Source organism: Woronichinia naegeliana WA131, assembly GCA_025370055.1.
Classification (GTDB): domain Bacteria; phylum Cyanobacteriota; class Cyanobacteriia; order Cyanobacteriales; family Microcystaceae; genus Woronichinia; species Woronichinia naegeliana.
In genome coordinates this window covers 6,261,862-6,287,331 of record CP073041.1, presented here as the reverse complement: position 1 = coordinate 6,287,331, position 25,470 = coordinate 6,261,862, and the positions used below count along the sequence as shown (strand labels likewise).

General features: G+C 41.7%; 19 protein-coding genes and 7 pseudogenes. 16 read left to right on the top strand and 10 right to left on the bottom strand.

Annotated features, from left to right (window positions below; all coding sequences use genetic code 11):
* Positions 1–38: 38 nt before the first annotated feature.
* The 3 genes from KA717_31810 (at position 39) to KA717_31800 (ending at position 4,203) form a co-directional block, all read left to right on the top strand.
* On the top strand, positions 39–1,229 hold the full coding sequence (locus KA717_31810) for a methyltransferase domain-containing protein (protein ID UXE64832.1): 1,191 nt from the start codon (positions 39–41) through the stop codon (positions 1,227–1,229).
* 113 nt (positions 1,230–1,342) lie between these two features.
* Positions 1,343–2,761: a decarboxylating NADP(+)-dependent phosphogluconate dehydrogenase gene (gene gnd / locus KA717_31805; GenBank protein ID UXE64831.1), complete on the top strand. Its 1,419-nt coding sequence runs from the start codon at positions 1,343–1,345 to the stop codon at positions 2,759–2,761.
* 368 nt (positions 2,762–3,129) lie between these two features.
* Entirely contained in the window at positions 3,130–4,203 is a 1,074-nt protein-coding gene (locus tag KA717_31800) for a 4Fe-4S ferredoxin (GenBank protein UXE60180.1), read from the top strand.
* Here KA717_31800 and gltX read toward each other — a convergent pair.
* Positions 4,200–5,651: a glutamate--tRNA ligase gene (gene gltX / locus KA717_31795; protein ID UXE60179.1), complete on the bottom strand. Its 1,452-nt coding sequence runs from the start codon at positions 5,649–5,651 to the stop codon at positions 4,200–4,202. The genes KA717_31800 and gltX overlap by 4 nt on opposite strands.
* A 489-nt stretch (positions 5,652–6,140) precedes the next feature.
* On the opposite strand from gltX, the gene KA717_31790 reads away from it, so the two are divergent.
* A protein-coding gene (locus tag KA717_31790; protein ID UXE60178.1) for an IS630 family transposase occupies positions 6,141–7,273 on the top strand; the annotation gives its coding sequence in 2 pieces (ribosomal slippage) (positions 6,141–6,561 and positions 6,561–7,273; 1,134 coding nt in all).
* A 93-nt stretch (positions 7,274–7,366) separates the two neighbouring features.
* On the opposite strand, the gene KA717_31785 is transcribed toward KA717_31790, so the two are convergent.
* Positions 7,367–8,089, bottom strand: a complete 723-nt coding sequence (locus tag KA717_31785) for a hypothetical protein (protein UXE60177.1) — start codon at positions 8,087–8,089, stop codon at positions 7,367–7,369.
* Positions 8,090–8,257: 168 nt separating this feature from the next.
* Between KA717_31785 and KA717_31780 the strand changes: the two genes are divergently transcribed.
* Genes KA717_31780 through KA717_31770 form a run of 3 tightly spaced genes read left to right on the top strand, consistent with a single transcriptional unit; the run spans position 8,258 to position 9,920 of the window.
* Entirely contained in the window at positions 8,258–8,452 is a 195-nt protein-coding gene (locus KA717_31780; GenBank protein UXE60176.1) for a transposase, read from the top strand.
* 17 nt (positions 8,453–8,469) lie between these two features.
* Positions 8,470–9,645, top strand: coding sequence for an IS4 family transposase (locus KA717_31775; GenBank protein ID UXE60175.1), 1,176 nt, complete (start codon positions 8,470–8,472; stop codon positions 9,643–9,645).
* On the top strand, positions 9,612–9,920 hold the full coding sequence (locus KA717_31770; GenBank protein UXE60174.1) for a hypothetical protein: 309 nt from the start codon (positions 9,612–9,614) through the stop codon (positions 9,918–9,920). Before KA717_31775 ends, KA717_31770 begins: the two co-directional genes overlap by 34 nt.
* On the opposite strand, the pseudogene KA717_31765 reads toward KA717_31770, so the two are convergent.
* Positions 9,917–10,668: pseudogene (locus KA717_31765) on the bottom strand (IS1 family transposase). The gene KA717_31770 and the pseudogene KA717_31765 sit on opposite strands and share 4 nt — an antisense overlap.
* A gap of 99 nt (positions 10,669–10,767) precedes the next feature.
* Here KA717_31765 and KA717_31760 point away from each other — a divergent pair.
* Positions 10,768–11,379 (top strand): hypothetical protein, encoded by a 612-nt coding sequence (locus KA717_31760; GenBank protein UXE60173.1) that lies wholly within the window; start codon positions 10,768–10,770, stop codon positions 11,377–11,379.
* A gap of 134 nt (positions 11,380–11,513) precedes the next feature.
* Here KA717_31760 and KA717_31755 read toward each other — a convergent pair whose 3' ends face one another.
* On the bottom strand, positions 11,514–11,630 hold the full coding sequence (locus KA717_31755) for a transposase (GenBank protein ID UXE60172.1): 117 nt from the start codon (positions 11,628–11,630) through the stop codon (positions 11,514–11,516).
* Positions 11,631–11,718: 88 nt separating this feature from the next.
* Here KA717_31755 and KA717_31750 point away from each other — a divergent pair, with 88 nt between their 5' ends.
* A complete protein-coding gene (locus tag KA717_31750) occupies positions 11,719–12,204 on the top strand; it encodes a hypothetical protein (protein ID UXE60171.1) in 486 nt (161 codons plus the stop codon).
* 283 nt (positions 12,205–12,487) lie between these two features.
* On the opposite strand, the gene KA717_31745 is transcribed toward KA717_31750, so the two are convergent.
* On the bottom strand, positions 12,488–13,678 hold the full coding sequence (locus tag KA717_31745; protein UXE60170.1) for an ISAs1 family transposase: 1,191 nt from the start codon (positions 13,676–13,678) through the stop codon (positions 12,488–12,490).
* 320 nt (positions 13,679–13,998) lie between these two features.
* Positions 13,999–15,280, bottom strand: a pseudogene (locus KA717_31740) (ISKra4 family transposase).
* A gap of 92 nt (positions 15,281–15,372) precedes the next feature.
* On the opposite strand from KA717_31740, the pseudogene KA717_31735 reads away from it, so the two are divergent.
* Together KA717_31735 and KA717_31730 are read left to right on the top strand one after the other, a co-directional pair.
* Positions 15,373–15,561, top strand: a pseudogene (locus tag KA717_31735) (IS4 family transposase).
* Positions 15,562–15,684: 123 nt separating this feature from the next.
* Positions 15,685–16,148: pseudogene (locus tag KA717_31730) on the top strand (transposase).
* 15 nt (positions 16,149–16,163) lie between these two features.
* On the opposite strand, the gene KA717_31725 reads toward KA717_31730, so the two are convergent.
* Positions 16,164–17,339, bottom strand: coding sequence for an IS4 family transposase (locus KA717_31725; protein UXE60169.1), 1,176 nt, complete (start codon positions 17,337–17,339; stop codon positions 16,164–16,166).
* 17 nt (positions 17,340–17,356) lie between these two features.
* Complete coding sequence (locus KA717_31720; protein UXE60168.1) at positions 17,357–17,551, bottom strand: transposase; 195 nt, start codon at positions 17,549–17,551, stop codon at positions 17,357–17,359.
* A gap of 206 nt (positions 17,552–17,757) precedes the next feature.
* Here KA717_31720 and KA717_31715 point away from each other — a divergent pair.
* Together KA717_31715 and KA717_31710 are read left to right on the top strand one after the other, a co-directional pair.
* Positions 17,758–18,654: pseudogene (locus KA717_31715) on the top strand (IS5 family transposase).
* A 116-nt stretch (positions 18,655–18,770) separates the two neighbouring features.
* A pseudogene (locus KA717_31710) lies at positions 18,771–19,295 on the top strand (transposase).
* A gap of 11 nt (positions 19,296–19,306) precedes the next feature.
* On the opposite strand, the pseudogene KA717_31705 reads toward KA717_31710, so the two are convergent.
* Both KA717_31705 and KA717_31700 read right to left on the bottom strand, forming a co-directional pair.
* Positions 19,307–20,547, bottom strand: a pseudogene (locus KA717_31705) (IS5 family transposase).
* 602 nt (positions 20,548–21,149) lie between these two features.
* A complete protein-coding gene (locus KA717_31700; GenBank protein ID UXE60167.1) occupies positions 21,150–21,749 on the bottom strand; it encodes a superoxide dismutase in 600 nt (199 codons plus the stop codon).
* Positions 21,750–21,853: 104 nt separating this feature from the next.
* On the opposite strand from KA717_31700, the gene sbcD reads away from it, so the two are divergent.
* From sbcD to KA717_31685, 3 genes are all read left to right on the top strand, one after another.
* Positions 21,854–23,086: an exonuclease subunit SbcD gene (gene sbcD / locus KA717_31695; GenBank protein UXE60166.1), complete on the top strand. Its 1,233-nt coding sequence runs from the start codon at positions 21,854–21,856 to the stop codon at positions 23,084–23,086.
* Positions 23,087–23,202: 116 nt separating this feature from the next.
* The gene (locus tag KA717_31690; protein ID UXE60165.1) at positions 23,203–24,378 is read left to right on the top strand and encodes an LL-diaminopimelate aminotransferase; all 1,176 of its coding nucleotides are present in this window, start codon (positions 23,203–23,205) and stop codon (positions 24,376–24,378) included.
* The gene (locus tag KA717_31685) at positions 24,371–25,276 is read left to right on the top strand and encodes a glutaminase (protein UXE60164.1); all 906 of its coding nucleotides are present in this window, start codon (positions 24,371–24,373) and stop codon (positions 25,274–25,276) included. Before KA717_31690 ends, KA717_31685 begins: the two co-directional genes overlap by 8 nt.
* Positions 25,277–25,470: the final 194 nt, after the last annotated feature.

Below are 25,470 nucleotides of genomic sequence, written 5' to 3'. Positions count from 1 at the left end.
TCTTTGGTTAACTTGCCTCCCAGAACCACTGCATGACGATAACGCCCCACTCTCCCCAACACCAAGCTGTCCAAGGTCTTTACAATACCTACCCCTTTCCACCAGAACCTCTACTGGATGAACCACCCCCAGGCTATAACTGGCGATGGAACTGGAATGCAGTCTATAGCTTTTGTACAGGACGAAAACCCAGCCAACAAAATATTCGGATTTTAGACGCAGGTTGCGGCACTGGAGTTGGTACGGAATATCTGATTTATCTCAATCCTGAAGCGGAAATTGTGGGCATTGATTTAAGCGAAAAGGCTTTAGAAGTGGCCCAAAAACGCTGTCAACAGTCGGGAGTGGTACGATCTGGGGTCAGTTTTCAGCATCTCAACCTGGAAAATGCCGCCCAGTTACCTGGAACTTTTGACTATATCAACTGTGTGGGCGTTTTACATCACCTTCCCGATCCGATCGCCGGTATTAAGGCCTTGGCCAGTAAATTAGCGGCTGGCGGTTTGTTTCATATTTTCGTTTATGCCGAACTGGGTCGCTGGGAAATTCAACTGATGCAACAGGCGATCGCCTTACTTCAGGGAGAAAAAAAAGGAGATTATCGAGATGGAGTCAAGGTAGGACGAGAAATTTTAGCCAGTTTGCCGGAAAATAATCGCCTCGTTAAACGGGAAAAAGAACGATGGTCAATGGAAAATCATCGGGATGAATCCTTTGCGGATATGTATGTCCATCCCCGGGAAGTCGATTACAATATTCACACTCTTTTTCAACTCATTGACGTGGCCGGTCTGGAATTTGTCGGTTTTTCCAATCCCCTTTATTGGCAGCTAGAACGTCTTCTTGAAAAAGCTCCCGATCTCATGGAACGTGCTCAATCCCTCACCGAACGCGATCGCTACCGACTGATTGAAATGCTTGATCCAGAGATTACTCACTACGAATTTTTCCTTGCTAAACCACCTTTCTTTCGCACCGATTGGTCGGAGGATGCAAACCTATTGGCAGCCATTCCAGAACGACACCCTTGCATGACAGGTTGGCCTAGTCCTAGCTTGTTTGACTATGACTATCGACCGATTGAACTAGATGATGAGGAATTTGCTTTTTTACAGGCCTGTGAGCAGTATCCCCAAGCCCCAGTCAGTCAATTACTAGAAACTTGTCCCTTTTCCCCCGATAAACTGCGATCGCTACAACAACGACAATTAATCCTGCTGACACCCTGAATTTGTTAAGAATCTCCGACGAGAATGGTGGGTAATCCTAAAAAGCAAGTTACCCTAAAAAGTGAATTTGCCTTAGTGAATTTACCTTGCCAACAGCCTCATCGGAAGTAATTATGACAAAACGAACCTTTGGTGTTATCGGGTTAGCTGTTATGGGAGAAAACCTAGCCCTCAACGTCGAGAGTCGGGGTTTTCCTATTGCGGTTTATAACCGTAGTCCTGAAAAAACTCAAACCTTTATGGCCACTCGTGCCCAGGGCAAAGACGTTAAAGCAGCCTATAGCCTGGAAGAATTTGTGCAAACCTTAGAACGGCCGCGCAAAATTCTGGTCATGGTTAAAGCCGGTGGCCCCGTAGATGCGGTCATTGAACAACTTAAACCCTTGCTTGAAGCCGGAGACATGATCATTGATGGCGGTAACTCCCTCTACGAAGATACGGAACGTCGGACAAAGGATCTTGAATCTACGGGATTAGGTTTTGTCGGCATGGGAGTAAGCGGTGGTGAAGAAGGTGCCCTTAAAGGGCCAAGCCTTATGCCCGGAGGAACCCAAACTGCTTACCAGGAACTAGAGCCAATCCTCACTAAAATTGCTGCTCAAGTGGATGATGGCCCCTGTGTCACCTATGTAGGGCCCGGCGGTGCTGGTCATTATGTCAAAATGGTGCATAACGGCATTGAGTATGGAGACATGCAGTTAATTGCCGAAGCCTATGATGTGCTACACAACGGGTTAGGTTTGAGTAATGAGAAGTTACATTCTGTTTTTAGTGAATGGAATACCACCGATGAACTCAATTCCTTTTTAATTGAAATTACGGCGGATATTTTCAGCTATGTAGATCCCGAAACCCAACAGCATCTTATTGATTTAATTTTGGATTCGGCGGGTCAAAAAGGAACAGGGCGTTGGACAATTGTTAGCTCCCTAGAGTTAGGCGTTCCCATCCCAACCATGTATGCGGCGGTGAATGCCAGGGTAATGTCTTCTTTTAAAGCTGAACGGGTAGCGGCATCCCAAGCGTTAAGAGGGCCAACCCATCAATATAGTGGTGATGTAGAAGCCTTTATTCCCAAGGTACGTGACGCACTTTATTGTTCTAAAATGTGTTCTTATGCCCAGGGGATGGCCTTAATTGCCAAAGCTTCGGCTGAGTTCAATTACAATATTAACTTGCCCGAAATTTCACGGATTTGGAAAGGGGGATGTATTATTCGAGCCGGTTTTCTCGATAAGATCAAAAAAGCCTTTAATGATAATCCGGCCCTACCGAATTTGTTATTAGCACCAGAATTTAAACAAAGTATTCTGGATCGGCAAGCAGCCTGGCGCGAAGTGTTAATCCTCGCCAATGAATTGGGGATTCCGGTTCCAGCCTTTAGTGCTTCTCTAGACTACTTTGATAGTTATCGCCGAGCCAGTTTACCGCAGAATCTTACCCAGGCTCAACGGGATTATTTTGGGGCCCATACCTACGAACGCACTGATAAGCCCAGGGGAGAATTCTTCCATACGGAATGGATGGCCTAATCCAAATACAACGCTTTTAGGTTCAAAACTTTAATCTCTACTGATCCTCCTTTTTTAGGGGGATTTTTTGATGATCTAACAAGTTTAAATAGGGCTTGCTGAATAAGGATAAAATCCTTGCTAGACAATACTTTCAGGCATTTTACAAACGATCAGATGCAAGGTTATGGCATTTGGAGGCTCAAAATCCATGCACTTTGCTGGAAAAATGTGAGGTAAAACTGGAAACTGATCTCTGAAGTCACCATTTTTCGCGCCCTGTGGCATCTAGGTTCGTTTTGTGGACTTTTTCAGCAAGCCCTAAATATTTTACTCTTTCCCGATCTACAATTGACTGCGACCCAAATTTTGCAGGCATAACTTTAGTAATGACCCTTAATTGTTCAACCTCTCCTTTGCGATCGCTACAAACGGGAACCTGGGTCAAATTAATTGGTGGGGCAAGTTTTCAAGATTTACCGGCTTTACGGAGTTTGGCGATCACTTATGGTTTGGCAGGAATAGATTGCATTGATCTGGCGGCTGATGGGGCAGTAATCGAAGCAGTTCAGGAAGGCATCACTGTGGCCCAAAATTTAGTCACTGAAGCCCAAAAACGGGGCTTTTCTCCCTCTAGCTCGCCCTGGCTGATGGTTAGCTTGAATGATGGCGAAGATCCTCATTTTCGGAAAGCCTATTTTGACCCGATTTATTGTCCGACCAACTGTCCCCGTCCCTGCGAGAGTATTTGCCCCGCCCAAGCGATTAATAACAATGGCATTATGCCCCAACGTTGCTATGGTTGCGGTCGTTGTCTGCCGATTTGTCCCCTCGGTTTGATTACAGCCCATTCCCATCAAGTTATCCCGACGGAAATTGCTTCGCTGTTAAGGCTCTATCCTATTGATGCCCTAGAACTCCATACCCAGGTCGGTCATCAACAGGCATTTCAAACCCTCTGGTCAGCGATCGCGCCTAGCGTTAAACGTTTGAAAATATTGGCCATTAGTTGTCCTGAACAGCCAGACGTTTTGGACTATCTCCATTTTTTAGATCACTTGATTCAGCCGTTACCCTGTCCCCTCATTTGGCAAACCGACGGTCGTTCCATGAGTGGAGATATTGGCAAAGGCACAACCCATGCGGCGATCCGTTTAGCCCAGAAAGTGCTGGCATCCGATTTACCAGGCTATGTGCAGTTAGCGGGGGGAACCAATGCCCACACCCTCTCTAAGCTCAAAAGTCTTAACCTGCTAGACAATTCTCCGTCTAATGGTCGAGCGATCGCTGGTATTGCCTATGGGAGTTATGCCCGTTCCCAATTAGTCCCGCTCTTAAATGAACTAGAAAAACGAGATCGAACTTTTCCCCAATTAGAGCAACATCCCGATCTGCTTTGGCAAGCAGTGGCGATCGCCGCTTCCCTGGTCACTCCCCTCAAAAAGAGGCACAAGTCAAATTAACCGTTTGCTAAAACCTGACTTAAACGGATTTGATCCCAACCTTTTTGATTTAACAGTAACCAGGATTGCGTTAAATCTGGCCCCTGCAATGTTCCCATTAAACCCGCCCGCAGAGATTTCATCACAACTCCTTTTTTAACTCCCAAGCTTTTGGTAATTTGATTAAGCTGTTCCTTGGCCACATCTGCTGTTAGGGTTTCCCCTGTTTGCAGAAAAGCTAAAATTTGCCTTAAAACCTCCTTTGCACCAGCCTGTTCTAATTGATGTTGGGCATCTTCTTTAATTTCAACCGTTTCTGTTAATAAAAGTTGGCTTTCTGCCACTGCATTTTGTAAACGGGTTAAACTGGGGGCAATTAAAACGGTTAATTGTTCTAACCAAGCTCCATCTTGTTCGAGGGTGAAATTGTAACCTGCCTCTTGCCAATAGGGAAGTAATAATTTAACTAACTCTGGAGCCGGTAGATGATGGAGATATTGACTATTGATCCAGTCCAATTTATCCCAATCAAATTTAGCTCCGGCCTTATTAACCCGTTCTAAACTAAAGCTTTCTGCCGCCTGGGTCAAGCTAAAAATTTCCTGCGTTGAGTCCGGTGGAGTCCAACCTAATAGGGTCATATAATTGGCCATTGCCTGGGGGACAAAACCCATTTTTTTAAAGTCATCAATGGAAGTGACCCCATCTCGTTTAGAGAGTTTTTTTCCTTCTTTATTCAAAATTAAGGGTGTATGAGCAAATTCAGGAACTTTAGCTTCTAGGGCTTCGTATAACAGAATTTGTTTAGCAGTATTGGCAATATGATCTTCGCCCCGAATCACATGGGTAATCTCCATATCAATGTCGTCCACCACCACTGCCAAGTTATAGAGGGGTTGGCCAAAGGTTGCTCCTTCTTGATCGGCAGTACGGGCAATGACCATATCACCCCCTAGATCACTCCCTTTCCACACAACGCGATCGCGGACTTGATCTTGCCAGACAATTTCACGGTCATCTTCAATTTGAAAGCGAATCACCGGTTTGCGACCTGCGGCAATAAAGGCAGCTTCCTGTTCTGGGGTTAAATGACGATGACGATTATCGTAACGGGGGGCAAGATTGGCAGCCTTTTGTTGTTCTCGCATTTGCTCTAGTTCTGCCGAGGTGCAGTAGCAACGGTATGCTAACTTTTTATCTAATAGGGTTTGGATGGCTTGGCGATAATGCTCAAGGCGTTGGGTCTGGAAAAATGGGCCTTCATCCCAATCTAGTCCTAACCACCGCAGTCCTGATTCAATATTTTCTGTATATTCTGCCTTTGACCGCTCTAAGTCCGTATCTTCAATGCGAAGAATAAATTGGCCGCCATGATGCCGCGCATATAGCCAGTTAAATACAGCAGTCCTGGCTGTGCCAATATGTAAGTTTCCCGTTGGACTGGGGGCAATACGAACTCTAACGGTCACAGTTTTTCCTCTGAGGGTATTTCAAGGTTGAACAATCTTCCATGGTAACGCGATCGCCACTTCACAACATAATCGCCCCTTTCTTCTTTTTTTTCCCATGACCACTCTTGATCATCTGCCAAACCGCGATCGCAGACCTTATCTTAATTTTGTTTGGAAATGTTCTATCGCGGCCCAACTCGGCCAGTCCAAAAGCGCGATCGCCTATTTCCCATTTTCTCCCTTCAAAAAGCGATCACTATTCACAGATTCCCCCCTTTCAAAGGCTACTGTGTACACACATCTACCTGTCAACCCCGTTTTGCCCCCTCCAGCCCCCCAATGTTGGCTACTGTGTACACACAAGTCGAGTGTAAACTAGAAAAAGGGAAAAACCACTAAAAAGAGGACTGAAAAATGACCCTAGTGGTCTGTCAAGCTAAAGATTGTGAATTTGAGGGAAAATGGAGAGGCTATTCATTACCTCAACAGATATCGTAATAAGTAACCATGCTCAAGACCTATATTGTCCGATTAAGTCAAGAAGAACGTCAGACCCTAAAAGATTTGGTATCCATCGGCAAAGGAGCGGCTTACAAAATTAAGCACGCCAATATTCTGTTAAACATTGATGTGAATGGACAAGGATGGACGGATGAGGAAGCTGCCGCCGCCTTTAGTTGTCACCGTAACACAGTCGCCAATCTCAGGGAGCGATTGGTCAATGAAGGTGTGGAGTCAGCATTAAGCCGCAAGCCCCGCAAAACGCCGCCTCGTCAACCGATTATTGATGGAGAGGTAGAAGCAAAACTAATCGCCTTACGTTGTGGAGAACCGCCTGCTGGTCAAGCCCGTTGGACATTGAGGTTACTAGCCGACAAGGCGGTCGAGTTAGAAATTGTGCCAGCAATTAGTCACGAAACCGTGCGTCAAGTGTTAAAAAAAATGAACTAAAACCTCATCTGCGACAGATGTACGTGATTCCACCAGAAAAGAGTGCCGAATTTGTGTCTAACATGGAAGATGTTCTAGAAATTTATCACCGACCCTATGACCCCAATTGTCCAGTGATTTGCATGGATGAGCAACCTATACAATTGGTCAAAGAAACCCGCCTTCCTCTACCAGCCAAACCTGGACAGCCAGAGGCGCATGATTACGAATATGAACGCAATGGAACAGCCAATATCTTTATGTTTACAGAACCCTTGTCTGGGTGGCGAAAGACAGTTGTCAGTGAACGTAGAACATCGGTTGACTGGGCAACAGAAATTAAGAATTTACTCGATAACGACTATGCTGATAACGACAAAGTCATTTTAGTATGTGATCAGCTAAATACTCACAAACTTGCCTCACTATATGAAGCATTTGAGCCTTCCACGGCTCGTCGTCTAGTCGAACGGTTGGAAATTCACCATACCCCAAAACATGGCAGTTGGCTTAATATTGCTGAAAACGAGCTGTCCGCAATGACTCGGCAATGCCTAGCTCGTCGAATTCCAGATCGGGAAACTTTAGAGCAAGAAACAACGGCTTGGTACACTCAGCGCAATCATTCCCAAAAGTCGGTAGATTGGCAATTCACGACGGCTGAGGCTCGTATCCGTCTCAAGCGTCTTTATCCACAAATAGAAAATTGACAGACCACTAGTAGTCCAAGGCGTAAGTTTGGGTGCTATAAAATTTAAGCAGCCAAAACCTTCCCCCGATACAGCAATTCTAAATTTGAAAAATCAGGAGGAATTAGTGGCGGGCAGAGAGTCAAATGGCTCAAGCATAAAATCAAGAAGGTGTTGCCAGCTATCAAAGACAAAATAGGTAGTAAGAGTGCGTAAATGGGAAAAAAAGCATCTTCGAGTCCCTAAAAGTAGTCGGATACGTTGGTAGGACTCATCTAAAAGCTGTAAAACGGTGTGAAACAAGAAAGCCAGTAAATTTAAGGTGAGCAAAAAGGTAGCAAGATGGTGGTCACCATGTCCAAAATTGTGTTCTAGATGGTAGCCCTGAGTCTTAAGAGTATTATGGTTCTCATTTTCGGTTTTCCAACGAGAGCGAGCGACACTGACTAACTCAACAATGTTATCGGCTTGGGGAAAAAGGTCGGTAATCCAATCGTTGTGAAAGAGAACCTGACCGTCAGAACGGCGAGTAACGGTAACCTCGAACCAATGAGTATTGAGGGCGGCGGAACCATCTCTTAGGGGCAAGTGATAAGTCCAACGATAATGATAGTCATGCCAATCGCGACCATGACGACGACGCTCATGGAAAGAGTAAACCTCTCCAATCTTCTCGGCATAGTCCAAAAACTCATAAAGAGTGGGGTGAGATTCAGGCAAACAGACAACAGCAATTCTAAATTTAAGGCGAGGTAAGGGTTGTAGAAAAAAAGGATAATGGGAAAGGACAACAAGGTAGCCAGACTGACTTTTCCCGTTAAGTCCAAAATCCAGCAATGCAAACTTCTAGAGGCTTTATCTGGCAAGGGTTTGAGTAATGATTCTCTTGACAGGAAAAAAATATTCTGAAGCCATCATCCCGCTTATCGTTCAAATTTCAAAAACAAAGGATGAAGGGAGTATGAGACTGTAAAATGGAGAAAATCTTAAAGGGCAGGTCAAAAAATGTTGGAATGGTGGACAAAAAACTTTGCCAGTTGTGAATTGGGAGACGAGAGGCTAAACAATCGTGCCTTCTCGATTGGGAAAAAGTTAAGTGAGGGGTTTGGAAAAGCCTTATCAGAAGTGTTTAAGGGAGGAAACGAGTTAAAGAGGGCCTATGAATTTTTGGGAATCCGAAAACAGACTTTGTCAAGATAATAGAGCCGCACTGTGAAATGACAACTGCCGCCGTAGAAGAATATAAGATAATGCTATCAGTCGGAGATACGACCTTCTTAGATTATCGCAATATCAAGGAAAAAAGGGAAGGGTATGGGCCGACTGGAAAAGGAGGGAATGGATTAATACTGCATAGTGCTTTAGCAATTGAGCCAGAAAAAGGACAAGTATTAGGTTTATTATGGCAAAAACTGTGGAATAGGGAGGTAAAAGAAAAGCCCCCAACAGATGAAACGGCGAAGCAGAAAAAAGAAAGACAGAAAGAACAAAGAAAAGCAGCTCGTCAAAGACCATTTGAGGAAAAAGAATCCTACAAATGGGTAGAGGCTCTAAACACCTGTGAGAAACAGGTAGAAAGTTCAACGAGGGTAATTCATGTATTTGACAGAGAAGGAGATGTTTCAGAAGTCTTTGACTCAGTGCGTCAACTCAAGCATACAGGAGTGCTGGTCAGAGCGTCTCATAATCGTAGTTTAGACAAAAATAGTGAACGACTTTGGCAACATTTGGAATCAGAACCGATTCGTTTTCATCAAGAAATCGAGATTCCGAGTACAGGAAAAAGAAAAGCACGGAAGGTTAAGCTTGCCGTCCGATTTTGCTCAGTTAATCTACGAACTCCCTATCGTTTCGATAATCGTGACCCGTTGAATGTCTATGCTGTTTATGCGACAGAAATCGATTGTCCCGAAGGCGAAACTCCTTTATCTTGGATGCTTCTGACTACAGAAGTTGTTGAGACTATTGAGATGGCTGTCACTATTCTTCGTTGGTACACCTACCGATGGCGGGTTGAAGAATTTCATAAAGTCCTTAAGTCTGGTTGTCAGAGTGAGCGTTATCGACTTGCCTCTGATGGAATGAAAACTCTTTTGGGTTTTTTAAGTGTCATTGCTGTTGAACTTTTACACGTTACTTATCTTCATCGTACCCAGCCCGATGCTCTCGCGATTGAAATTCTTAATCCTCTTCAACTTCAGGTGTTAAAAGCAGCCGCCTCTCAAAAACTTCCCCCTATTTTGACTGTTGCTTGGGCTGTCGAGTCTGTTGCTTTTCTTGGTGGTTATCTTGAACATCGTCGTAAAACTCCTCTCGGTATCCAAGTCCTTTGGCGCGGTTGGTTGAAGTTGCATGACCTTTGCCAAGGCTGGCAGCTTGCAATCCGCACTTAACGGGAAAAGTCAGGGTAGCCAGAGAGGAAGAAAAGATGCAAGGAATAATCAGTATGACTGGTCTGATAGCGTACTTGGTAGCAAGTATAGAGAAAATGAAAGACCCTCGCCAACCCAGTCCAAATACAACCTACAGCCTAAAAGAGGCGGTACTAGGTGGTTTCAGCCTGTTTCTAATGCAATGTGAATCATTCCTAGAACATCAAAGACAACTGCATAGTCGCAACGGTAGGGATAATCTTGGTAGTGTTCTGAATCTGTGGAAGCACATCTAAATAAGACATCCAAATTCAAAGCGATTGATAAATAATCCAAGGACAATATCGTGCATCACAATAGATTTGGAGAAACAAATCGTTTTTCTCGCTAATCTCTTTATTCGAGTTCTCAATGTCAAGTGCTTTCGTTCGATTTTTTGAGTATTATACTTACCCACCTCATGCAATGCTGGCTCAATATGTCGTTCGTAAGCCCCCCATCCATCTGTATAATATTGAGTAATACCAAAAGGTTCTAACAACTCTTTTAGCCTTAGAAATGCTTCGTCTTTGTGACCAGACAAAACATAAGCTAATATCTCACCTGTCTTATGAGCAATAGCGTGCCATAACCATCTTTGCTCTTTTTTGCTCTTCACAAAACCCCACATTTCGTCGAGTTCTGCTTCCACGTCATTCCATTGGCAGAGCGTTACAATACTCTGACTGGGTTCCAGTTCTGCTAGTTTTTTTTCGTTGACGAATACTAAACTAGACTCTTTTTTTTTAGTTCACTAATCACTGTTGATGGACTAATCCTCAGCACACGGGCTGTATCCCTTATGCCACTACCATTCATTGCCATTTCGGCAATCTTTTCCTTTACTTCTGGCAAATAACCTTTATAAGTATAGTTTAAGATAAATGTGCAACGCTTACATTCTGTATTACGACATCTGTAACGCTCTTTCCCCTCCCCAGAGGGGCCGTGTTTCACAATATCCGTACTTTGACAACTTGGGCAAACAATTGCTTTGAATAGCATGGCACACCAATTTTAAGATTTACATTTATTTATTATTACTCTTTTCCACAGGTTTAGAACACGACCCAGTAGCCCAAGGAGGATAGCCAAATTGCAACAGTGGGAATAGGATTAGATGGAACCTGTATGCTGATGTGTGAGGATGGCTACCGTGAAGCAATGGTGGGAACCGTTTCCCTATACGATAGTGAAGGCGAACGTCAACCTACAATCTATCTAGGTGCGGCACCAGAGTATGGAAAAAAGAGTTTTCTAGAAAGATTAGAAAGAGAAATTGAGCGAGCGAAAAAACGTTATCCAGAGGCAACATTGGTCGGGATAGCAGACGGGGCAGAATCAAATTGGAAGTTTTTAGAAAAGCAAACGGAAGAACAGATATTAGATTTCTATCATGCCTCTGGTTACTTAGGTGCCTTGGCAGAAGCGTTGCATCCTAATACAGTGTCAAAACAAAAAGAATGGTTGACTGAAAATTGTCGAGAACTCAAGCATGAAAAAGGAAAAGCAGGAGAACTGCTAAATCTGATGAAAGAAGTCAAAGAAGAAAAAAGTCATTCTAAGAATCTTACCGAGAAACTACAAGCGGCGATTACTTATTACGAGAATCATCAGCATCAAATGGATTATGCTGAATACTTAGGGCTTGCTGAAAAAGTCAAAAAACGAAAGAAATGTGGGTTAGGGAAGTATGGACTGAAAAAGCATAGATAACTTATCCTTATAGAAACAAATCAAAATACAGATTTTGTTTAATCTATTGTTCCTTTCTGTCTAAAAAGGTCAACACAAATCACTCCTCACAAAAGAGAGGAAAATTAACACCATTTTTCACAAGAAAAACGACTCTACAACTTTTTACTTTTTGTTTTCTGAAGTAGAGTAGAAAGATTCATTACCAAAAAGTTCATCGCAATTACCGTTTCCGAGGTCTCAGGTAGTTTGGCCATCACCATTGGTGTCAACTTAAGCCAAAATGCCTACTCACAAAAGATTAGCCTAAAAGCAGGCGGAAGTAAGAGTAGGCTGAAAAAAAGGTTAGTATATAAAAAAGTGAGCAAAAAACAAATGGCAAGACAACATCCTCGGAGAAAAGGAAACCCAGACTTACGTCGTAAGACAAATCAGCCAGGGGTAGAAATCCCTGAAATAACAAAAGAGTTGTTTGAATTACTAGAACCCACAATGTTTACACCATTAAAATATTTACAGGGAACTCATGAGAAAATGATGAGAGATAGGGTGCTAAATTTACCAGTAATGGTGGCATTAGTGTTAAGTATAGTGTATCGTCAAATAGCGGGTATAAGTGAAGCGGTAAGACTGTTAGAGGAAGAGGGATTGCTATGGGTAGCATCATTAAAAGTAAGCAAACAGGCAGTATCAAAAAGAATGATGAATGTGCCAGCCGAAATATTTGCAATATTACTAAAAGGAGTGTTAGAAAAAGCAGCCGAAAAAGGGAAGAAGCTCCAAGTAGGAGAAAAATGGGAAAAAATAAGAGAAAAGTTTAGTGCAGTGTGGATAGCAGATGGCTAAACGCTAGAGCAGATAAGGAAAAATATGAAAATAAGTAAAGAAGAAAAGAGTAAATTGGGGGGTAAAATAATGATGGTAGTGGAAGCCTTTACCCCAGGGTAATCGCATATTAGTAGAGTGGAATCAAAAAAGAAATCTAGCTTAAAAATAGACTATATCAAAAACTAAAAAGAGAAGAAAATCAACTTAAACTCTAAAAGATTAAGTAATTTCGCTAATTCATAATTGTTGGTGTCAATATTTTGCCAATCCTCCTATTTGAAGCTAAATATACTCATGAATATCACTCCCGTGAACTAGCTGCTAAAACCTGTAGAAGAAAATTGTTGTCCATCGCCGCCAAATAACGCTTCATCTTCAAGCTTTTTTGAGATGGCTCATGTTTAAGCAAATTAATACTTAAACGACGGAGCAAGCCCAAATTATCAGCCGCATTACCTTGACGCACTCGACTCGCATCCTCATTAAAAGTGACATCTAAAACCCAATGCAGACTATTTTCAATACTCCAGTGAGAACGAATCACATGGCTATGACGTTCGGCATCCGTAGGAAGACTGCTAATATAATAGCGAAACGTCTCTGTTGTTTTATGACCGAATTGAGTTTTACTTTTAACCATCACAGCAGTTGCTAAACCGACCCACTGATTTTGGCGATGCAATGCGGAAAGCTGATTGATTGACACTGTCCAGACTTGACGAGTTTCTAAACGGTAATGTCCTTTTTCTGTCTTCTCATGATAACTGTATTCAATTCCTTGCCAGTTCTGAGCGACCGCTTGTTTAAACCAATCCCTAACTTGTTTATTAAGTTTGCCCTGATTTCCTTTGAGAGCCAATACATAGTCACCTTCACCTTGCTTTATTTGTTTTGCGATTTCTGTCTGCGTTCCCATTGCATCTAGGGTTACTACTGCCCCCTTGATGTTAAGTAACTTCAGTAACAAGGGGACTGCTTTTATTTCATTAGATTTACTATCTACTTTCTTTTGCGCTAACATCAGTCCCCGCTCACTACTCCACGCACTTATGCTGTGTAACGCATTTAGTCCTTTTTCCCTATCATAAGAACCTCTTTTCGTTTTTCCATCTATCTGTATCAGCTCTATGTCCATTTTCTCCGTTAGACTGCTTATCCAGCTCAGAAAACTTTTTTCTAGTTCTTCTGTTTCCAACATTCCAAATACTCTTCCAAAGGTATCGTGAGAGGGAATTCCCTTTGGTAACTCTAGAAACATTTCTAGCCATTCTCGTTTGGCTTTGCCATAGGCTTCAATTGCTACAAAGCCATCTGCCCCTGACAATACTGCCAATATTCCTATGGTGACAATTGCTGTTAAGTTATGGTCTTGCCTTCTCCCTGTTCTCGGTTCTTTTAGGCACTGAAAATGTTTCAGTATGCTTCTTTTGATAATTTTGACTTCTTTTTCTTGTTGTGGGGTTAGAACTCTTGCGCCGAAGCCTTTTGCCATCTTTGACCTCACTCACTTACTTTTTTTAAATAATAGCCTTTTCTTCTCTTAGATGACTGCTTCTTTTTTACACTATATTTCTCTCTTTTTGTCTGTATTTTTTGTAACAAATAAGATGCGATTACCCTGGCCTTTACCCAAAGACCCGTTACTTTATGGTACACAGAAAATGATAAATCAAATGATAAAATATGGTGTGAAGAATTGGCAGCTAAATTACCAGAAAATGGTTTAATTCTCGTAGATATGGGATTTTTTAGCTTTGTGTGGTTTGATTTGTTAACAGGGGTGCGACCTTTAGTTGATAAAAGCTGTTGTAATCAGGGTTCTACAGGGAACCCATATTGATCAAGTTTTGCCCAAAATTGACTCCATCGTTCCTTGGTCAATACCAAAGCTCGTAGGCTCAAAATAATTCCTGCTCCTTTTTCCTTCCATCGCATCCCTGAACAACATAATCGTTGTTTGACCAACGTCTTACAAGCTGCTTCCGTAACACCTGAACCAATCGGATACTTTTTCTCTAAGTATTCAGCATAATCCATTTGATGCTGATGATTCTCGTAATAAGTAATCGCCGCTTGTAGTTTCTCGGTAAGATTCTTAGAATGACTTTTTTCTTCTTTGACTTCTTTCATCAGATTTAGCAGTTCTCCTGCTTTTCCTTTTTCATGCTTGAGTTCTCGACAATTTTCAGTCAACCATTCTTTTTGTTTTGACACGGTATTCGGATGCAACGCTTCTGCCAAGGCACCTAAGTAACCAGAGGCATGATAGAAATCTAATATCTGTTCTTCCGTTTGCTTTTCTAAAAACTTCCAATTTGATTCTGCCCCGTCTGCTATCCCGACCAATGTTGCCTCTGGATAACGGTTTTTCGCTCGCTCAATTTCTCTTTCCAATCTTTCTAGAAAACTCTTTTTTCCATACTCTGGTGCCGCACCTAGATAGATTGTAGGTTGACGTTCGCCTTCACTATCGTATAGGGAAACGGTTCCCACCATTGCTTCACGGTAGCCATCCTCACACATCAGCATACAGGTTCCATCTAATCCTATTCCCACTGTTGCAATTTGGCTATCCTCCTTGGGCGGGGCATAACTCCACGCTTCTTCTTTTGCCTGTACCACACTTCCTACTGCTTCACTCAATCTTTGGATATAGGATAGCGCTACTTTTCTACCATGATTTTCTAATAAATCATTTTTCACCTCTTTGCCTGCCATCCCTGACATTTTTGAGGATACCTGTTTTGCCAATAATGGCGTTGATGTTATGATTATCCTTGCTTCTCTTTCTAAGGGGCAATACGTTTTTCCTCAAAGGTGAACGCTGATATACATGACGATTCACTATAACCTCACCATAAGGTGTTTGATATTCTTTCGGTTGCTCTCCCTTACTCTTCCAGATTTCTTCACCGATTTTTAAGGGTGAACCATCTGTATCTAAATATTTCAAGGCTTCTTTGCTGGCGATGCAACCTACTTCGTTTAAGCCTTTTTGAATATTTATTTCTGTATCCAACATTGAACGACTGAGTTCTAATGTTAGTTCTATTTTTATCTTTGAACCCTCTACATTAATTAGTTTTGCTGTCATCATTGTTTCCTCTTTGTCACTTTTCATCTCATGTTAACACTTTTCTTTTCCTTCATCAACTAAAGGTCACACCCGTTAACAGTTAACAGTTAACAGAAGCTAAAAAGTTTTTTCTAACCAGATTTAGAGCGGGTACATCTTACAAAACCAAACAAGTATTGTCTCAAGGTAGTCATTACAGAGATGAGATTATCATTATGGGAAATTACCGTTCTAATCCTTGCAAGCATCCGGTGAGATTAGTCTCAGTATTATGGGGAACAATCTGGTATCAGTATTTAGGGCTTGCTGAAAAAAGCTGAAACCTTTACGGAGAAAAATAGTAGGCGAATTAAGAACCGCTAGAATGCACGAAAATAGGGTAGAATGCCTCAAAACCATTGCATTAAGAAGAGAGAAAGCAGATGTACCGAAAGCAAAAGTACTCAATTGAAACACCAGAAAACTTGAAAAATCTGTTCGGCGGGCAGTTAGACGAAGAAAATCGTTGGATAGAAATGTCAAAAATGATTCTTTGGGAAGAATATGAGGAAGAATATGCAAAAAACTTCACAGAAAAAAAAGGAGCCCCAGCCAAATCATTTAGAATGGCATTAGGAGCATTAATTATCAAAGAAATTTCAGGAAAAAGTGACAGAGAAACAGTAGAACAAATAAAAGAGAACCCTTATTTACAGTACTTTATAGGAATGGAAAGCTATAGTAGCAAAGAAGCATTTAATGCGTCAATGATGGTTCATTTTCGTAAAAAAATAGGAATGGAATTAATAAATAAAATTAATAAAGAAATAGAAAAAAAAGCGACGGGTGTAGCGTCAGAAAAAAAGAAAATGAAGGAAAGTTATTGTTAGATGCGACTTGTACACCAGCCTGACTTTTCCCGTTAAGTGCGGATTGCAAGCTGCCAGCCTTGGCAAAGGTCATGCAACTTCAACCAACCGCGCCAAAGGACTTGGATACCGAGAGGAGTTTTACGACGATGTTCAAGATAACCACCAAGAAAAGCAACAGACTCGACAGCCCAAGCAACAGTCAAAATAGGGGGAAGTTTTTGAGAGGCGGCTGCTTTTAACACCTGAAGTTGAAGAGGATTAAGAATTTCAATCGCGAGAGCATCGGGCTGGGTACGATGAAGATAAGTAACGTGTAAAAGTTCAACAGCAATGACACTTAAAAAACCCAAAAGAGTTTTCATTCCATCAGAGGCAAGTCGATAACGCTCACTCTGACAACCAGACTTAAGGACTTTATGAAATTCTTCAACCCGCCATCGGTAGGTGTACCAACGAAGAATAGTGACAGCCATCTCAATAGTCTCAACAACTTCTGTAGTCAGAAGCATCCAAGATAAAGGAGTTTCGCCTTCGGGACAATCGATTTCTGTCGCATAAACAGCATAGACATTCAACGGGTCACGATTATCAAAACGATAGGGAGTTCGTAGATTAACTGAGCAAAATCGGACGGCAAGCTTAACCTTCCGTGCTTTTCTTTTTCCTGTACTCGGAATCTCGATTTCTTGATGAAAACGAATCGGTTCTGATTCCAAATGTTGCCAAAGTCGTTCACTATTTTTGTCTAAACTACGATTATGAGACGCTCTGACCAGCACTCCTGTATGCTTGAGTTGACGCACTGAGTCAAAGACTTCTGAAACATCTCCTTCTCTGTCAAATACATGAATTACCCTCGTTGAACTTTCTACCTGTTTCTCACAGGTGTTTAGAGCCTCTACCCATTTGTAGGATTCTTTTTCCTCAAATGGTCTTTGACGAGCTGCTTTTCTTTGTTCTTTCTGTCTTTCTTTTTTCTGCTTCGCCGTTTCATCTGTTGGGGGCTTTTCTTTTACCTCCCTATTCCACAGTTTTTGCCATAATAAACCTAATACTTGTCCTTTTTCTGGCTCAATTGCTAAAGCACTATGCAGTATTAATCCATTCCCTCCTTTTCCAGTCGGCCCATACCCTTCCCTTTTTTCCTTGATATTGCGATAATCTAAGAAGGTCGTATCTCCGACTGATAGCATTATCTTATATTCTTCTACGGCGGCAGTTGTCATTTCACAGTGCGGCTCTATTATCTTGACAAAGTCTGTTTTCGGATTCCCAAAAATTCATAGGCCCTCTTTAACTCGTTTCCTCCCTTAAACACTTCTGATAAGGCTTTTCCAAACCCCTCACTTAACTTTTTCCCAATCGAGAAGGCACGATTGTTTAGCCTCTCGTCTCCCAATTCACAACTGGCAAAGTTTTTTGTCCACCATTCCAACATTTTTTGACCTGCCCTTTAAGATTTTCTCCATTTTACAGTCTCATACTCCCTTCATCCTTTGTTTTTGAAATTTGAACGATAAGCGGGATGATGGCTTCAGAATATTTTTTTCCTGTCAAGAGAATCATTACTCAAACCCTTGCCAGATAAAGCCTCTAGAAGTTTGCATTGCTGGATTTTGGACTTAACGGGAAAAGTCAGGTACACCAGCAGATATAAAATATCCAACGGATATAGGAATATTGAATGATGCCAGAGAAAAAACAGAAAAAATAATAGATAAGCTGTATGAAGAAATAAAAGAGAAAAGGAAAGAAAAGCCGAGGACTTATAGGGAAGTGGCAAGAAAAGAGTACTTAGCCATAGCAAAAAAACGTCGTGTGTCAAAAAAAGAAAGAAGAAAAGGAACAAAAAAACAACTAGGATATATAAAAAGAAACTTGTCTCATATAGAAAAAATGATAGAAGAGGGAGCAAAGTTAGAAAAACTAACGAAAAAAGAGCAAGAAGAGCTTGTAACGATAGGAAAAGTGTATGAGCAACAGTTAGAAATGTATGAAAAAAAGACAAATAAAGTAGAAAACAGAATTGTGAGTGTAAGCCAACCTCACGTGCGTCCAATAGTGCGTGGAAAAGCGGGAAAAGCAGTAGAGTTTGGAGCTAAAATATCGGCAAGTAATGTGAATGGCTTTGTCTTCTTAGACAAATTAAGTTGGGATAATTACAACGAATCGGGAGATTTACAAGCGCGAATAGAAGAATATAAAAGGGAAACAGGATGTTATCCGGAATCGGTTCATGTGGATAAAATCTATCGAACAAAAGCGAATCGAGCTTATTGTAAAGAAAGGGATATAAGAATGAGTGGTCCCCGATTGGGAAGACCGCCGAAAGAGGTGAGCAAAGAAAAAAAGAAAGAGGCACGCTCAGATGAAAGAGTGCGTAATGCCATTGAGGGTAAATTCGGACAGGGAAAGAGGAAATTTAGTCTTGGTCGAGTGATGGCCAAACTACCTGAGACCTCGGAAACGGTAATTGCGATGAACTTTTTGGTAATGAATCTTTCTACTCTACTTCAGAAGACAAAAAGTAAAAAGTTGTAGAGTCGTTTTTCTTGTGAAAAATGGTGTTAATTTTCCTCTCTTTTGTGAGGAGTGATTTGTGTTGACCTTTTTAGACAGAAAGGAACAATAGATTAAACAAAATCTGTATTTTGATTTGTTTCCATAAGGATAAGTTATCTATGCTTTTTCAGTCCATACTTCCCTAACCCACATTTCTTTCGTTTTTTGACTTTTTCAGCAAGCCCTATTTAACAAATGTGTTGTCTCCCGAACAACTGTCCGCCGAAGAGGTCTGTGATTTATATCGAAGACGATGGACAATCGAAGAAGCCTTTTTATTAACGAAAAGACTTTTAGGACTAGCCTATTTATGGGTAGGTAATAAGAATGGTGTCCAAATCCAGATTATTTGCACTTTGATTTTCTATACGGTCTTAAATCAATTGGTAGGGGAAGTGGCGATTGCTCTAAATCAACCGAAAGAAAAAATCTCAGTAGAGATGGTGTTTCGGAGTCTATACTATGTAGCGAAGGCTATTGCTAGAGGAGAAAAGCCTGATACAGTAACCTATCTGGCTGAACGTGCTAAGTTATTTGGTTTGGTCAAAGCTGAGAGAAAGCGACATCGAGAAAAGGCCGCTCTCAATCAACAAATTTGGGAACCCATTCCTTTAAGTTGACACGGATGGGCCATCACTCGACCAAGACTAAATTTCCTCTTTCCCTGTCCGAATTTACCCTCAATGGCATTACGCACTCTTTCATCTGAGCGTGCCTCTTTCTTTTTTTCTTTGCTCACCTCTTTCGGCGGTCTTCCCAATCGGGGACCACTCATTCTTATATCCCTTTCTTTACAATAAGCTCGATTCGCTTTTGTTCGATAGATTTTATCCACATGAACCGATTCCGGATAACATCCTGTTTCCCTTTTATATTCTTCTATTCGCGCTTGTAAATCTCCCGATTCGTTGTAATTATCCCAACTTAATTTGTCTAAGAAAACAAAGCCATTCACATTACTTGCCGATATTTTAGCTCCAAACTCTACTGCTTTTCCCGCTTTTCCACGCACTATTGGACGGATATGAGGTTGCGTTACACTCACAATTCTGTTTTCTACTGTATTCGTCTTATTCTCATACATTTCTAGTTGTTGTTCATACACTTTTTCTATGATTATAATCATTTCCTTCTCCTTTTTTGTTAGTTTTTCCAATTTTGCTCCCTCATCTAACATTTTTTTTACATACAATAAGTTTCTTTTAATATATTGTAGCTGTTTTTTAATTTTTTGACGGACAACGTTTTTTCGCTACCGTTAGGTAGTCTTTTCTCCCTTTTTCTCTATAGGTTCTCGACTTTTCTTTCTTTTTTTCTTTTATTTCTTTATATAACTTATCTATTATTTTTTCTGTTTTTTCTCTGGCTTCATTCAATATTCCTATATCCGTTGGATATTTTATATCGGCTGGTGTACAAGTCGTATCTAACAATAACTTACCTTCATTTTCTTCTTTTTTTTTCTACTCCCTCAACCTTCTTTACCATTTCTTTATTGATTTTATTTGTTAATTCCATTCCTATTCTTTTACGAAAATTAACCATCGTTGATGCTTCAAACGGCTCCTCGCTACTGTAGCTCTCTATTCCGATAAAGTATTGTAAATACGGATTTTCTTTTATTTGCTCTACTGTTTCTCTATCACTTATTCCTAACCTTTCTTTAATGATTAATGCCCCTAATGCTATTCTAAATGACTTTGCTGGTGCTCCTTTTTCTTCTTTGAAATTTTTAGCATATTCTCCTTCAAATTCCTCCCAGGGAATCATTTTTGACATTTTTATCCAACGATTTTCTTCGTCCAATTTCCCCTCAAACAGGTTTTTGAAGTTTTCCAGTGTTTTTTCTGTGTACTGTTCTTTGCGATACATACTGTTGAGGGGAGGGATGCAAGGTTTCCAACTCATTCTAGCTTATTTTCCTGCATCTTTGACGTTGTTTTTATGGCTATACTCTTTTCTCTATAAGGGTTTTAGCCTTTTTCAGCAAGCCCTATTTAGGGTCTGCTGAAAAAGTCCACAAAACGAACCTAGATGCCACAGGAGGCGAAAAATGGTGACTTCAGAGAGTAGTTTCCAATTTCAACCCCCAGTTTTCCAACGACGTGCATGGGCTTTGAGCCTCCAAAGGCCATAACCTTGCACCTGATCGTTTTTAAAATGCTTGAAAGCATTATCTGGCAAGGGTTCTATACTTATTCAGCAAGCCCTATTTACACAAGTAGGCCTTATGCAGCAAGCTTTTTAGGCTTCTGTAAAGGGTCATTTATTTTGCACGACTACTTGCTAGGGTTTCAGGTTCTAACGCTCCTTAAGTGTCACAATCGCTGAAATGCTCTCACAACGAGGCTTTTAGGTATTTTGTTAAATGTCTCACAGAGAACAAGGAAAGCATTTCTCCTAAAAAAGAGAGCAATGTCCTTAACGGTTTTCACTGCTCTCCCTTGAGGGTTAATGAGTAGGCTATCAGGATTTTAAGCCGCAGCTAGATTGGCCGCAACAAAGTCCCAGTTGACTAATTTGGTAATAAATTCACTGATGTAGTCGGGACGACGGTTTTGGAAGTCTAAATAATAGGCGTGCTCCCAAACGTCAATGGTTAACAAAGGGGTTTGACCGGCGGTGAGGGGATTATCGGCATTCACGGTTTTAACCACTTTTAAGGTACCTTTATCTAATACTAGCCAAGCCCATCCACTGCCAAATTGAGTGGCGGCAGCAGTTTTAAAGGCCTCAACAAATTGCTCAAAGCTACCAAAATCGGCATTAATTTTTGCGGCTAAGTCTCCAGTCGGCGTACCACCACCATTGGGCTTAATAGAATTCCAGTAGAAGGTATGGTTCCAAGCTTGGGCTGCATTATTAAAAATACCGGCTTTAGAAGCATCGCCCGCGATCGCCGTGATCACCTCTTCAAGGGGTTGATCGTCTAAATCTGTTCCCTTTACCAAGTTATTATAATTGTTGACATAGGCGGCATGGTGCTTGTCATGATGAAACTCTAAGGTGCTTTTAGAGATGAGGGGTTCAAGCTCGGTATAACCGAAAGGTAAGGCAGGAAGTTCGTAGGCCATGGTGTTTGTCTCTCTATAAGGGTTCCCATTGGTCTTCACTTTACCGCAAAATTTGACTCCCTCACAATCCTGCCGTATTCCAGACTACCGATAGATTTTCGTCAATGATTAAGATTTTGCATTTGTCAGATATTCATTTAGGGAGTGGTTTCTCTCACGGTCGCATTAATCCGGCCACCGGTTTAAACACTCGTTTAGAAGATTTTGTCAAGGCTCTCAGTCTTTGTCTGGATCGCGCGATCGCCGAACCTGTGGATTTAGTGCTTTTTGGCGGAGATGCTTTTCCCGATGCCACACCACCGCCCTATGTTCAAGAAGCTTTTGCCTCTCAATTTCGTCGTTTAGCTGATGCCAATATTCCCACAGTTTTATTAGTGGGCAATCATGATCAACATTCCCAGGGTAATGGGGGAGCCAGTTTATCCATTTATCGTACCTTAGCAGTACCAGGCTTTATTGTCGGCGATCGCCTGAAAACCCATCTAATTCCGACCTTAAATGGTGATATTCAAATTGTCACCTTACCTTGGTTAACCCGTTCAACCTTGCTGACCCGTCCTGAAACCGAAGGATTATCCCTAGAAGAAATTAATGCCCTTTTAATTACTAAATTACAACCCGCTTTAGAAGGGGAAATTCGTCAACTAAATCCCCAATTACCAACAATTTTATTGGCCCATTTAATGGCAGATCGAGCCAGTTTTGGGGCTGAACGTTTTCTGGCGGTGGGTAAGGGTTTTACGATTCCGATTGCCCTTTTAATGCGTCCAGAATGGGACTATGTGGCCTTGGGTCATGTTCATAAACATCAAAATCTTAATCCCCATAATAATCCGCCAATGGTTTATCCAGGCAGTATTGAACGGGTGGATTTTGGGGAAGAAAAAGAAGAGAAGGGTTATATTTATTTAGAAATTGAAAAGGGACAAGTCCAATGGCAGTTTTGTCCATTACCATCCCGTTCTTTTCAGACTTTAGAAGTGGATCTATCTGAAGCTAATGATCCTCAAAAGATCCTGCTTCAGGCGATCGCCAAAAAAGAGATTAAAGACGCGGTGGTTCGTCTCATTTACAAGGTGCGATCGGAGCAATTAGAACTCCTTAATAATCAGGAAATTTACGCACTTCTTAAGGCCAGCCATTCCTATACCATTCGCCCTGAATTAGTCAGCCAATTGGCCCGACCACGACTGCCGGAACTGGGAGTAGGACATTGTCTAGATCCAATGGTGGCCCTTAAAACCTATCTTGATAATCGGCCAGATATCCAAGACCTAGGCCCCGATCTCCTCGAAGCGGCCCAACAGTTGTTAAGCAGTGATCGCGAACTTGTTTAGCCGTTTATCAAGGGAGAAAGAGGGGGCAAAGTTAATTTTTAGTTGAGTTGTAAACAGCTATTACCGATTATTTACAGTACCCTGGAGCAAACCCCTCTTTTCCTTAACTCCCCATTATGCGCTTCGCTCAACGGTTGCAGTCTCTAGAAACCAATGTTTTTGCTGATATGGATCGGGCTAAAGCTCTAGCTAAATCCCAGGGAAAAACCATTATTGATCTCTCCCTTGGTTCTTCGGATTTACCCGTCGCGCCCAGCATCTTGGCGGAAATTGGGCGATCGCTCCATGATCCCAGCACTCATGGTTATTTACTGCACCGAGAAACCCAAAATTTTCGAGAGTCGGTTGCTCAATGGTATCAACAACGCTTTGGTTTGTCCGTTAATTCTGAAACGGAAGTTTTGCCCCTGATTGGCTCTCAGGAAGGCACAGCCCATTTACCTTTGGCGATTCTTGATCCTGGCGATTTTGCCCTCTTACTAGATCCGGGCTATCCTTCCCATGCGGGTGGTGTTTATTTAGCAGGAGGACAAATTTATGGAATGCCGCTACGGCCAGAAAATAATTTTTTGCCGGTTTTTGCCAATATTCCGGCTGCAATTTTAGCCCAGGCAAAGTTAATGGTCTTGAGCTATCCCCACAATCCCACCACCGCGATCGCGCCCTTGGCTTTTTTTGAAGAAGCCGTTGCCTTTTGTCGAAAACATCAATTAGTTTTGGTTCACGATTTTCCCTATTTAGATTTTGGCTTTGCTGGCACACCTGCGTTTCCTTCAGTGTTACAAGCCGATCCCCAAAAATCCCTTAGTATCGAATTTTTTACTTTTTCTAAGTCCTATAATATGGGCGGATTTCGCATTGGCTTTGCGATTGGCAATCAGGATTTAATTTTGGCTTTGCGTCGGATTAAAGCAATGGTAGATTTTAATCAATATCGAGGGATTTTGAACGGAGCGATCGCGGCCTTAAATAGTCCAATGACCTTGGTCGAAGAAACGGTTTTAACCTTCCAAAAACGACGGGATATTTTTATTGAAGCCTTAGAAAAAATTGGCTGGTCTATACCTTCACCTAGAGCAACAATGTACGTGTGGGCAAAATTACCTCAAGCTTGGCAACAGAATTCGATCCAGTTTTGTCAACAATTAGTATTAAAAACGGGAGTCGCCGTTTCTCCTGGAGCCGGTTTTGGTAAGGAAGGTGAAGGTTATGTGCGGTTTGCCTTGGTTCATGAACCGGATGTTTTAACACTTGCCGTCGAAAAAATTGCCGATTTTCTTCACCATGACTAAAGCTTTAGAATCTTTAACCTCTGCCCCCTGGCCTGATTGGTTATCTGCTGCGATCGCTGCTGCTCAATTGGGCCGATTACCGAGTTATATTCCCCTGCTCCAGCAAGCGAATCCCCAGTCATTAGGTCTTGCCATCTGGGACAAAACAGGAGCAATTGTTCAGGAAGGAGATACTCAGATAAACTTCCCGATGATGAGCGTCATTAAATGTTTTTCTTTACTGTATCTTTTACATTTAAGGGGTGAAAAATGGGTCTTGGCAAAGGTAGGACAACAACCTTCTGAACTGAGTTTTAACTCGCTGCTACAACTACAGCAAGATCAAGGTTTTCCCCGTAATCCCATGATTAATAGTGGCGCAATTCAATTAGCTGCAGCCTTACCAGGAGAGACAGCCCAAGAGCGTTATTTGGGATTACAAAACTGGTTAAATCAATGGCTAGAAGTTCCTTGTTTTTTAGATCAAGAAATGCTGGCTTCTGTTCAATCGCTCCCTAATCGTAAAAATCAGGCTTTAGCCAAGGAGATGAATCGTTATGGCTATCTAGAAAATTGGGAGTTGGCATTAGAAACCTATAATTTTATTTGTTGCCTAGCAGGGACAGTGAACAGCTTGGCTCAATTGGGTTTATTACTAATTACATCGCCCCCACCTCTGCGGCCTAAACATTGTCAACTTGTCCAAGCAATTATGAGTACCTGTGGGCTTTATGAAGCCTCTGAACATTTTTCTCAAAAAGTTGGTTTTCCTAGTAAATCAGGCGTTAGTGGTATTTTCCTTGCTCTCGTTCCTAACCAAGGCGCGATCGCTGTTTATAGCCCCCCTCTAGATCCCCAGGGAAATTGCTGTGCGGGTTTATTTTTAACGTCTCAAATTGCTCAGTGGTTACGAGATTAAAATAGGAAATTTTTTGTACAATTTCTATAAAATTTTCATTACCATACAATTTAAAACGACTTAATTTATGGGATGAACTGGGAAAATTTGGTGTTGCTTCTGAAAGTGAATAAATTAGGTGAATTATTCTGATAACACACCTAAAGAGAGCGATTAATAACTTACAATTCGACATCGACATCGACAGCCGGAAA

Bases quoted from the DNA above. Each gene is read 5' to 3' on its own strand.
- gnd (UXE64831.1), top strand. From the start codon at position 1,343: ATGACAAAACGAACCTTTGGTGTTATCGGGTTAGCTGTTATGGGAGAA.
- KA717_31800 (UXE60180.1), top strand. From the start codon at position 3,130: ATGACCCTTAATTGTTCAACCTCTCCTTTGCGATCGCTACAAACGGGA.
- KA717_31780 (UXE60176.1), top strand. From the start codon at position 8,258: ATGTTGGAATGGTGGACAAAAAACTTTGCCAGTTGTGAATTGGGAGAC.
- KA717_31775 (UXE60175.1), top strand. From the start codon at position 8,470: ATGACAACTGCCGCCGTAGAAGAATATAAGATAATGCTATCAGTCGGA.
- KA717_31745 (UXE60170.1), bottom strand. From the start codon at position 13,678: ATGGCAAAAGGCTTCGGCGCAAGAGTTCTAACCCCACAACAAGAAAAA.
- KA717_31725 (UXE60169.1), bottom strand. From the start codon at position 17,339: ATGACAACTGCCGCCGTAGAAGAATATAAGATAATGCTATCAGTCGGA.
- KA717_31720 (UXE60168.1), bottom strand. From the start codon at position 17,551: ATGTTGGAATGGTGGACAAAAAACTTTGCCAGTTGTGAATTGGGAGAC.
- KA717_31700 (UXE60167.1), bottom strand. From the start codon at position 21,749: ATGGCCTACGAACTTCCTGCCTTACCTTTCGGTTATACCGAGCTTGAA.
- sbcD (UXE60166.1), top strand. From the start codon at position 21,854: ATGATTAAGATTTTGCATTTGTCAGATATTCATTTAGGGAGTGGTTTC.
- KA717_31690 (UXE60165.1), top strand. From the start codon at position 23,203: ATGCGCTTCGCTCAACGGTTGCAGTCTCTAGAAACCAATGTTTTTGCT.
- KA717_31685 (UXE60164.1), top strand. From the start codon at position 24,371: ATGACTAAAGCTTTAGAATCTTTAACCTCTGCCCCCTGGCCTGATTGG.